At 63.2% G+C, this 10719-nt stretch carries 7 protein-coding genes and 2 pseudogenes; 6 read left to right on the plus strand and 3 right to left on the minus strand.

Annotated features, from left to right (window positions below; all coding sequences use genetic code 11):
* Nucleotides 1-279 precede the first annotated feature (279 nt).
* On the minus strand, nt 280-405 hold the full coding sequence (locus DQP57_RS27515) for a hypothetical protein (protein ID WP_276310861.1): 126 nt from the start codon (nt 403-405) through the stop codon (nt 280-282).
* A 639-nt stretch (nt 406-1044) separates the two neighbouring features.
* Between DQP57_RS27515 and DQP57_RS25195 the strand changes: the two genes are divergently transcribed.
* From DQP57_RS25195 to DQP57_RS25210, 4 genes and pseudogenes are all read left to right on the plus strand, one after another.
* Nucleotides 1045-2184 carry a cytochrome P450 gene (locus tag DQP57_RS25195; protein WP_240631885.1) on the plus strand — a complete coding sequence of 380 codons (1140 nt, stop codon included), beginning with the start codon at nt 1045-1047 and terminating at the stop codon, nt 2182-2184.
* On the plus strand, nt 2177-3379 hold the full coding sequence (locus tag DQP57_RS25200; protein ID WP_112635473.1) for a PPE family protein: 1203 nt from the start codon (nt 2177-2179) through the stop codon (nt 3377-3379). Before DQP57_RS25195 ends, DQP57_RS25200 begins: the two co-directional genes overlap by 8 nt.
* Nucleotides 3380-3534: 155 nt before the next feature.
* Nucleotides 3535-3746: pseudogene (locus DQP57_RS27360) on the plus strand (PE family protein); the annotation flags it as partial.
* Between the two features lie 10 nt (nt 3747-3756).
* A complete protein-coding gene (locus DQP57_RS25210) occupies nt 3757-4986 on the plus strand; it encodes a PPE family protein (RefSeq protein ID WP_276310862.1) in 1230 nt (409 codons plus the stop codon).
* A 303-nt stretch (nt 4987-5289) separates the two neighbouring features.
* Here DQP57_RS25210 and DQP57_RS27700 read toward each other — a convergent pair.
* Together DQP57_RS27700 and ctaD are read right to left on the minus strand one after the other, a co-directional pair.
* Nucleotides 5290-5477: pseudogene (locus tag DQP57_RS27700) on the minus strand (sulfotransferase family protein); the annotation flags it as partial.
* Between the two features lie 130 nt (nt 5478-5607).
* The gene (ctaD, locus tag DQP57_RS25215) at nt 5608-7356 is read right to left on the minus strand and encodes an aa3-type cytochrome oxidase subunit I (RefSeq protein WP_112635477.1); all 1749 of its coding nucleotides are present in this window, start codon (nt 7354-7356) and stop codon (nt 5608-5610) included.
* A 752-nt stretch (nt 7357-8108) separates the two neighbouring features.
* Between ctaD and DQP57_RS25220 the strand changes: the two genes are divergently transcribed.
* Both DQP57_RS25220 and DQP57_RS25225 read left to right on the plus strand, forming a co-directional pair.
* Nucleotides 8109-9776 carry a nitrite/sulfite reductase gene (locus tag DQP57_RS25220; RefSeq protein WP_112635479.1) on the plus strand — a complete coding sequence of 556 codons (1668 nt, stop codon included), beginning with the start codon at nt 8109-8111 and terminating at the stop codon, nt 9774-9776.
* A gap of 13 nt (nt 9777-9789) precedes the next feature.
* Nucleotides 9790-10527 (plus strand): phosphoadenylyl-sulfate reductase, encoded by a 738-nt coding sequence (locus tag DQP57_RS25225; RefSeq protein ID WP_112635481.1) that lies wholly within the window; start codon nt 9790-9792, stop codon nt 10525-10527.
* Nucleotides 10528-10719 lie beyond the last annotated feature (192 nt).

Below are 10719 nucleotides of genomic sequence, written 5' to 3' on the forward strand. Positions count from 1 at the left end.
AGTGACGTCTCGCCTGAAGACGCAGCATTATGGCCAAGACGGTTCAGCATGTCGATAGCCGTTGCGCAGCTGCACCCAACTGTCAGCGCATTACCTGCGCATTCACAGGCCCTCGTCAGCATCTGTTCACGTCTTTGTTGGAGTACGTTTAAATCTTCTGTCTTATATTTGGGCCACTGTGAAGCTGGAGCTTTGGGGCGTGGCATGAGTCGACGATGGCAGCTGACCATCACGGCCGTAGCCGTGTTGAGCGTGTTCATTGCTTTGGTTGCGGGGTCCTCATTGCGTCCCCCGCTGGGTGCGGCGGCACTGCCGGAGCCGGCCGCGTGGACCCAGCACACCGACGATGTCGCTATCCATGCCGGTGAGGCGCAACGTCATAGCGTCCCCGAACTCGTCAGCCATCAAGGTCACGTCTTGTCGAAGGGCTCAATGCCCGCGGATAAGAAGCCGTTTCGCAACACCTGGATGACAAAGGATCGGCCGGCCAGTTGGACTCACTGGTCGCCTCAATCGGGCTTCTCGGTGTTGCCGGCGTCATTTGCTTCCTCCCAGTTGCAGCCGCATGGCCACACATGGCCTGTCTGCGAGGCTGTCCCTGACATCCGAGATACCTCCACCCTGCTCTGCATCGTCCGCTGCTGACAGACCCGCGCGCTGTCGTGGAGTCTGACTCGGCCCGGTAAGGCCAACTCGCACAAAAGCTTGCCGTAACGCTGCGGCTTGGGCTCCTGAGGTCATTCACCGGGCCTCTGCCCGGAATGTGCCCAATGCGCTGCTGCTGTAACGGGCCACACCATCCGGCAAAACACCACGACATCTTCAGCGTCGGCTTCTTTCTCAACGTCATTGTCTTGGAGGAACAGTCATGGCTGCATGCGCAAAACACCCGGCCCGAGTCGTCGCAAGCCAGGTGAGGCAGCGATGAGTACCGGGGCGCAAGCACCACGCGTCGATCCCGACCAAATCGAATCAAGTCGGATTCCGACTGGGATTGCTACGGACGACTTTCACCTACCGCGGCTGGAACATTCCACCTTGCCGATGGCTGCTGATCGCGGAGTTGGCTGGAAGGCGCTGCGCGACGCCGGGCCGGTCGTGTTCATGAACGGCGCCTATTACCTGACCCGTCGCGAGGATGTTCTATTTGCGCTAAGCGAACCCAATCTCTTCTCAGCACATTTGGCGCTGCAGCCGCCGGGCATTCCGGTGCCGGTGCTGCCCTCGGGGTTCGACCCTCCCGAGCACACCCGCTACCGCAAAATCCTGCAGCCGCATTTCAGTCCTCACGCCATGAGCAAGTTCCGGCCGGTGATGGAGCACCACGCGGTGGACATGATCGCCGCCCTTGCTAACCGAAATCAGTGCGACGCCATGGAGTTCGCGCGCCTGTACCCGTTCCAGGTGTTCATGGACCTCTACGGGCTGCCGCTGCAAGACCGGGATCGCGTGATCGCGTGGAAGGACGCCGGGGTGGACGGCAAACCCGAAGGAGGGCACAACCTGTTGGCGTATTTCACCGACGCCATCAAGCAACGCCGGCGGAACCCGGGATCTGACCTGCTCTCAAACATAATGACCGATCCGGGAGAATTGACCGACCTCGAACTGATCGGCATGAGCCACCTGCTGGTGCTGTCCGGTCTGGATACCGTGGCCGCGGCGATCGGTTTCTCGCTTTTCGAACTGGCGCGCCGACCCACACTGCGCCAACAGCTTCGCGAAAGACCAGAGCAGATCAAGGTTTTCATCGAAGAGATCGTCCGACTCGAGCCCGCCGCACCATTGGCCGCCCGCGTCACCACCGACGTCGTCAACGTGGGCGGCATGACACTTCCCCCCGGTACACCGGTGCGATTGTGCACAGCGGCGATCAGCCGCGACGGCAGCGACGAGGTCTCGACCAATGACCTGGTCATGGACGGAAAGATGCACCGGCACTGGGGATTCGGCGGTGGTCCTCACCGCTGCATCGGTTCGCACCTGGCGCGAATAGAACTCGCGATCGTCGTCGGCGAGTGGCTCAGGAAGATCCCCGACTTCACACTGCCGCAGGGCTATACGCCCGCTATCAAATTCCCGTCAAAGAGTTTTGCACTCAAATCGCTGCCCTTGACCTGGGGTAGCAGACAGTCGAGCACCCGCGCAGCGACCACCGCCAAAGGGGGAGGACACGGTGTTTGACTTTGGGGCGTTGCCGCCCGAAATCAATTCCGGCCGCATGTATACCGGCCCGGGATCGGGACCGATGCTAGCCGCGGCCACCGCGTGGGACCAGCTGGCGGCGGAGTTGAGTACCGGGGCCAGTGTTTACGATTCGGTGATATCGGAATTGGCCAGCGCGCTTTGGGTAGGGCCGGCCTCGGCGTCGATGGTGTCGGCGGTCACCCCGTACGTGAGTTGGCTTGCAGCGGTGGCCAATCTGTCAGAACAGACGGCCAGCCAGGCTCGCGCGGCCGCTGCAGCCTTCGACGCGGCACACGCGATGACGGTGCCCCCGCCCGAGATTTCCGCCAACCGGTCATTACTCATGACGCTGGTCGCGACGAACTTCTTCGGCCAAAACACTGCGGCGATCGCGGCCACCGAAGCCCAGTACATGCAGATGTGGGCCCAAGATGCGGCGGCGATGTACAGCTATGCCGGCTCGTCGGCGACAGCTGGGCAGTTAACTCAGTTCACCTCACCGCCGCAGACCACCACCCCAGACGCACAGACCGACCAGGCAGCTGCAGTGGCCCAAGCCACCGCGACACCGGCGGGCAACACCGCACAGACCACAGCCACAGCAACACCGCAGCTAGCGACGGCTACCACCGTACCGCAGGTGTCGTCGACGCTGCCCACCACCGGCACATCGTCGAGTTCACTGAATTCGCTGATCCCAGGCCCCAACAACTGGTGGGGCTTCGTGCCCAACGACTACAAGATCATCTTCCACGACCTACTGCAGGAATATAACTCCTACGGCACCGGCTACCAGGCATACCAAATGGCCCAGCAGTTGGTCTTTGGCACCGGAACCACAGCCGGTAGCGGAGCCTGGTATCCGACACCGCAATTCGCAAACTTAGGCTTTGGCAGCCTGGGCGGCTTTGGCGGTGTCGGTCATGCGGGGCTTACCGCTAGTGTGGGCCAAGCCGGCAAGGTCGGCATGTTGTCAGTTCCGCAGAGTTGGGCCACCCCGGTATCGCAAGGCAGCCCCGCACTCAGCGCGACAGAGACTACCTCGATCCACACCGCGTCCAATGCCGCGACCAGCAATGGACTGCTGCGCGGAATCCCCAACGCAGCAACGGGTCGGCGCAACGGCACCGACGCCGTTAACAAGTACGGATTTCGCCGCAGCGTACTGACCCGTCCCCCCTCGGCCGGATAAAGCGATGCTGACCGCGACAATCCATCCCTTCACGGCGCAGCTGGGTCACCGAACCGTGGTGCAACAGCCGCCCAGTCAGCCCAACAATCGGCGCCTAAACCAGCAAGAGCTCCGCCAAATACCAACGGGCACCCGATGGCACCGCCCGCCGGCGGAATACGGCGGCAGCGAACCCTACAACGGGTTCACACCGGCGGTCCTCGACAAGGTTTCGGCCCTGGCAGCACAGTTCGTCGCCCATGCGCATATAGACCAGGCCGTCAGTGCGCAGGCGGCCGCCATTCACAAGATGTTGGTCAATGCCTTGAGCAGGAGCTCAAGGTCGTGCGCGACGACCAAAGCGGCCACCACGGCCGCGGACAGCTAAGGAGATCAAGGTGATTGACTTTGGAACGAACCCACCGGAATACAACTCCGCGCGGATGTATACCGGGCCGGGGCCAGAGACCCTAACAGCGGCCGCGTCGGCATGGAACGGGTTAGCGGCCGAGCTGAATTCGACCGCCCTGGGCTATGACAAGATCGTGACCGCGCTCAGCAACGAGGAGTGGCTGGGATCGGCGTCGGCGTCGATGGCCCAAGCCGTAGCACCGTATGTGACATGGATGCGCACCACCGCCGCCCAAGCCGAACAGGTGGCCACCCAAATGCGTGCGGCGGTCACCGCCTACGAGACCGCACTGGCAGCCACGGTGCCGCCCCCGCTGGTAGCGGGCAACCGGGCCCAGACGGCCCAGTTGCTCGCCACCAACGTGCTGGGGCAAAACACGCCGGCGATCGCACAACTCGAGGCGCAATACGGCGAAATGTGGGCTCAGGACGCCACCGCAATGTATAGCTACGCGGGTCAATCCGCAGCCGCGACCAAAGTGACGCCATTTACCGCAGCACCCCAGATTGCCAACCCGACCGCCCAAGCCACCCAGGGCGCCGCGGTCGCCAACGCGACCGGCAGCAGCACCGCCAGCGGCACGCAATCCGCATTGTCGCATGCGGTTTCGAGCACACCCAATACGCTCAAAACCCTCGCAGCGCCGGCATCCACAGCGAGCACGGCGAGTTCAACCACCAGCGATCCCTTTTCCGAAATCTGGTACCTGCTGACCGGGCAAACCACACTGCCCACCAGCCTCGGCTCTTTCGTCAATGGCTACAACCCGTTTTCGGCGCTGTGGTACAACACCGAAGGTCTTCCGTACTTCTCCGTCGGTATGGGCAACTTCGGCGTCCAGATCGCCAAATCAATGGGCGCTCTTGGCGGCGCGGCGCCAGCGGCCAAGGCACTGCCTGGCCTGGGCGGGCTGGGCGGCATGCTCGGCGGTGGCGCAGCCGCTGCTCACCCGGTCGCAGCACTGGGCAACGCCGCCTCCGTTGGTGGCAAATTGTCCGTACCGGTCACCTGGTCTGCGGCCAGCACACCCGCTCCGATGCTGGGGCAAGCCATCCCCGTCAGCACCGTAAGCGCTGCCCCTGAGGCTAGCGCGGGAGCGGGAAACCTGCTCGGCGGTATGCCCTTAGCCGGCGCCGGTGCAGTCGGACACGGCGGTGTCGGACCCAAATATGGATTCCGGCCCACCGTGATGGCCCGACCACCCTTCGGCGGCTGACCTCACACCCTTCGATCGGGGTGGTCGCACTCACGATGTGCGGAGAGCACGGCTTGTAGGACCAACGGCACGAACGTGGCGCTGGCCCAGTTGTAAGCCCTGGCCCACCGCGGCACATCGCGTCAGCGGCCCTCATGGCGGTAACGGGTGCCGTCGGCCAGACGCACCCATGAGCTGCCCTGTCCCACCTGCGCATAGCGCCGCTCCCGGGGTGATGAGCCTCATCACCGACTGCAGGGTGGCCATCTGGATACCCTGCTCCGGGTTGGCAGCAGGGCTGCTGCGATACGTCACACTACCGCCCGTACTACTGGGTTCCCTGATCACCACGAGCGGCACCGCCGGCAGTGTTAGGCAACGCAGAGGCTCCCAATAGCTACGCGGATTGTGCGCGTCGGCGCCCAACATCGTGCCGGGCAGCGTGCCACCGCACAGCGAGAGCACCGGGTCAGCGCAGACCTTCCTGACCGCTGCGCCCCCAGCACGAACAGAACAACCGGGCGCGTCTTGAAGCCGACGAGATGATCCGGAGAAAGCGGAGGACGGGATCTTCCGCTGACATGATCGTCTTAGTCGAGCTCACCGGGACTCCGAACGCTCACCTGCCATCCGTCAAGCCAATTACTGGAATTCGTGTGTCGTCCGCGTCTTTTCCGCCACTATGCGGGCCCGATCAGCCGACGCGCGGCCCACATGGGCCTCGGCGCGCAGCCGCTCCACCATGTGCGGGTAGTGCAACTCGAATGCCGGGCGCTCCGAACGGATCCGGGGCAGCTCGGTGAAGTTGTGCCGCGGCGGCGGGCAGCTGGTCGCCCACTCCAGCGAGTTGCCGTAGCCCCACGGGTCGTCGACCGTGACGACCTCGCCGTACCGCCAGCTCTTGAAGACGTTCCAGACGAACGGGAACATCGACGCGCCCAGGATGAAGGCGCCGACGGTCGAGGCGACGTTGTAGGGCTGGAAGCCGTCGCTGGGCAGGTAGTCCGCGTAGCGCCGCGGCATCCCCAGGTCGCCCAGCCAGTGCTGCACCAGGAACGTGGTGTGGAACCCGATGAACGTCAGCCAGAAGTGCAGCTTGCCCAGCCGCTCGTCGAGCAGCCGGCCGGTCATCTTCGGGAACCAGAAGTAGATGCCCGCGTACGTGGCGAACACGATGGTGCCGAACAGCACGTAGTGGAAGTGCGCGACCACGAAGTAGCTGTCGGTGACGTGGAAGTCCAGCGGCGGGCTGGCCAGCATCACGCCGGTCAGGCCACCCAGCAGGAACGTGATGAGGAAGCCGACCGAGAACAGCATCGGCGTCTCAAAGGTGATCTGCCCCTTCCACATCGTGCCGATCCAGTTGAAGAACTTGATGCCCGTCGGCACGGCGATCAGATAGGTCATGAACGAAAAGAACGGCAGCAGAACCGCTCCGGTGGCGAACATGTGGTGCGCCCACACCGCGACCGACAGGGCGGCGATCGACAGGGTCGCGTACACCAGGGTGGTGTAACCGAAGACCGGCTTGCGCGAGAACACCGGGATGATCTCGGTGACGATGCCGAAGAACGGCAACGCGATGATGTACACCTCGGGATGGCCGAAGAACCAGAACAGGTGTTGCCACAACAAGACTCCGCCGTTGGCGGCGTCATAGACATGGGCGCCCAGATGTCGGTCGGCGGCCAGCCCGAACAGCGCCGCGGTCAGGATCGGGAACGCGATCAGGATCAGGATCGAGGTCACCAGGATGTTCCAGGTGAAGATCGGCATCCGGAACATCGTCATGCCGGGCGCGCGCATGCACACGACGGTGGTGATCATGTTGACCGCACCCAGGATGGTGCCCAGACCGGCGACGATCAGGCCGGTGATCCACAGGTCACCCCCCGCGCCGGGCGAGTGCACGGCGTCGGACAGCGGCGTGTAGGCCGTCCAGCCGAAGTCGGCGGCACCACCCGGCGTGAGGAATCCGGCGATCGTGATCAGCGCGCCGAACAGGAACAGCCAGAACGAGAAGGCGTTCAACCGCGGAAATGCCACGTCGGGCGCGCCGATCTGCAGCGGCAGCACCAAATTGGCGAACCCGAACACCACCGGGGTGGCATACAGCAGCAGCATGATCGTGCCGTGCATGGTGAACAACTGATTGAACTGCTCGTTCGACAGGAACTGCAGCCCCGGAGCGGCCAGCTCGGTGCGCATCAGCAACGCCATCAGCCCGCCGAGGAAAAACAGCGCGTAGCAGGTGACGGTGTACATGATGCCGATCAACTTGTGATCGGTCGTGGTAATAAGTTTGTAGAGCAGGGTGCCCTTGAGGCCTGACCGTTCAGGAAAAGGACGGCCGGCTTGCAACCGCGGTTGAGACGGCGCTACGGCGGTCATCGCGTCTTTTCTCCCAGTTATTGCCACAGTTCTGGTTTCTGATGCTTCACCGTCCGACCGAACGTCGACAGCGGCCTAATGGTTGTGGCATCACAACCATTAGTTGTGGAGACCGTTAGGGAGTAACCGTTGGCGTACAATACTTTTCGGCACTGCCGATCCTACGGCCAGGCAATCTGTTGACCCTGCTTAGTTATCGGATTAGCAGCCGCCGCCAAGCGTGCCATTAGCTCGACAAGTTTCCGAAGGTGAGCGATAAGCCGCGCGTGCTGTCCCGTCGGCCGGCGCGAGCTAGGGACGACGACATCGATCAGCGTCGTTGGACGGCTTGGTGAAGTCGGTCATTACGACCAACGGGTGAGATTTCATCGACACCGCATGTCATTGTGCGTCGGAGAAGCCGCAATACGCGCGGCTGCGACCGTAGCCACGTCACGTTCACCAAACTAACCAGAGTTAGCTGGAATCCGTTCGGCCGCAACGCATTGAAAGGCATAGCAGCACACAACCAATTGTTGTGTGCCCACAACCTGTGGGCCGCTGCCGACCCGGCCGCGAGTGACGCACCATGGAGATAGTGACCCATGGGTGCAACGACGCCCCACGGGTGGCAACCGATCTACATCATCGTGACGCAACGGCCAGACAGCCCAACCCTGGCCACCGCCGGCGGATCTGAGCCCGGCGTAGTAACGCCACCGATGCGCGTTAGCGGTCCCGCGTCGACGATTGTTCGGGAAGGAACTCAACACATGACCACAACTCGTCCGGCCAAGGTTCGGAATGAGGGCCAGTGGGCGTTGGGGAATCACGAACCACTCAACGACACCGAAAAGATCAAGACCGACGACGCGCCGCTGAATGTGCGCGACCGCATCCTCAACGTCTATTCCCAACACGGTTTCGACAGCATCGACAAGTCCGATCTGCGCGGCAGGTTCCGGTGGATGGGCCTGTACACCCAACGCGAGCAGGGCTACGACGGCAGCTGGACCGGCGACGACAACACCGACAAGATCGAAGCCAAGTACTTCATGATGCGAGTGCGTTCCGACGGCAGACCCATGTCGGCGCACACCCTGCGCACCCTGGGTCAAGTCTCGACCGAATTCGCCCGCGATACCGCCGACATCGGCGACCGCGAGAACGTGCAATTCCACTGGATCCGGATCGAAGATGTTCCCGAGATCTGGCGGCGGCTCGAGTCCGTGGGCTTGACCACCACCGAGGCGTGCGGTGACTGCCCGCGCGGCATCCACGGTTCGCCCCTGGCTGGCGACTCGCTCGACGAGGTGCTCGATGCCACCCCGGCAATCGACGAGATCATCCGGCGCTTCATGAACAACCCCGACTACGCCAACCTGCCACGCAAGTACAAGACCGCGATCTCGGGCCTGCAGGATGTCTCCCACGAGACCCACGACGTCGCGTTCGTCGGGGTCCACCACCCCGAACACGGACCCGGCCTCGATCTGTGGGTGGGCGGCGGCCTGTCGACCAACCCGATGCTGGCCGAGCGGCTCGGTGTATGGGTTCCACTCGAGGATGTGCCCGACGTCTGGGAAGCCGTCACCCAGATCTTCCGTGACTACGGCTACCGGCGGCTGCGCGCCAAGGCCCGGCTGAAATTCCTGGTCAAAGACTGGGGCGTGGAAAAATTCCGGGAAGTCCTGGAAACCGAGTACCTCAACCGTCGCCTGATCGACGGCCCGCCCCCCGAGCCGGTCAAACATCCCATCGACCACGTCGGCGTACAGAAGATCAAGAACGGACTCAACGCCATCGGCGTCGCCTCCATCACCGGACGCGTCTCGGGCACCATTCTTTCTGCGGTGGCTGATCTGATGGATAAGGTCGGCTCAAATCGGGCCCGGTTCACCCCGTTCCAAAAGCTGGTCATCCTCGATGTGCCCGACGACAAGGTCGACAAACTGGTCGCCGGGCTGGACGCCATAGGCCTGCCGTCACGACCGTCGACGTGGCGCAAGAACACGATGGCCTGCACGGGGATTGAGTTCTGCAAGCTGTCCTTCGCCGAAACCCGGGTCAGGGCACAGACATTGGTGCCCGAGCTCGAACAGCGCCTAGCCGACGTCAACGCCGAGCTCGACGTTCCGATCACCGTGCACCTCAACGGATGCCCGAACTCGTGCGCCCGGATCCAGGTCGCCGACATCGGATTCAAGGGCCAGTGGATCGACAACGGCGACGGCACCTCGGTGGAAGGCTTCCAGGTGCACCTCGGCGGGGGCCTGGGCGACGAGAGCAACTTTGGCCGAAAACTTCGCCAGCACAAGGTCACCAGCGACGAGCTCGGCGATTACATCGATCGAGTCACCCGTAAGTTCCTCGACCAACGCAAGGACGGCGAACGTTTCGCCTCCTGGGCGCTGCGAGCCGACGAGGACGACTTGCGCTAAGGGGGCCACGCGAATGGTTGCAATGAACTTCACCGAGGAACAGCTGCGCGAACTAGCGCGGCGCGGAGCAGCTGACCTCGAGGGTGCGAGCACAGACGAAATTTTGCGCTGGACCGACGAGACCTTCGGCGGCGTGGACGGGCCCCGCAGCTGGGCCACCTGCAAGTGGGTAGTGGCCTGCAACATGCAAGAAGCAGTGACCATTTCGCTGGCCGCCGACGTACATCCGGGCGTTCCTGTGATCTTCCTGGACACCGGCTATCACTTCGCCGAAACCCTCGGCACGCGCGACGCCGTCGAATCCGTCTACGACATCCACCTACTCAATGTCACACCCGAGCATACCGTGGCCGAGCAGGACGAACTGCTGGGCAAAGACCTATTCGCGCGCGACCCCAACGAATGCTGCCGCCTGCGCAAAGTCCTTCCCCTGCGCAAGGCGCTGCACGGTTACGCCGCCTGGGTCAGCGGGCTGCGACGGGTCGAATCACCCACGCGCGCTAACGCACCGCTGATCAGCTTCGACGAGTCGTTCGGGCTGGTGAAAGTCAACCCGATCGCAACGTGGACCGACCAAGACGTGAACGACTACATCGAAAAGCACGGTGTCCTCGTCAACCCACTCGTTGACGAGGGCTACCCCTCCATCGGTTGTGCGCCCTGCACCAAGAAACCTGCACCCGACGAGGACCCTCGCAGCGGACGCTGGGCAGGACGAAACAAGACCGAATGCGGGTTGCACGCCTCATAGGCACTCCCATGCTCACCACACACGGCAGCCGAGACGCAACCACCGGGCGCCAACGCCCACGCCTACCGGCCGGCCACGCGCGCCCGGACCTCGACATGCGGCCACGTTCCCTAAGCTCAATACCCCCAACGGCATCGACGTGCTCACCGGATTAGTCCGACAACCGGCGCACGGTGGGGTCTGCTGCACGAG

Origin of the sequence: Mycobacterium colombiense, assembly GCF_003284935.1 — a bacterium.
Classification (GTDB): Bacteria; Actinomycetota; Actinomycetes; order Mycobacteriales; family Mycobacteriaceae; genus Mycobacterium; species Mycobacterium arosiense_A.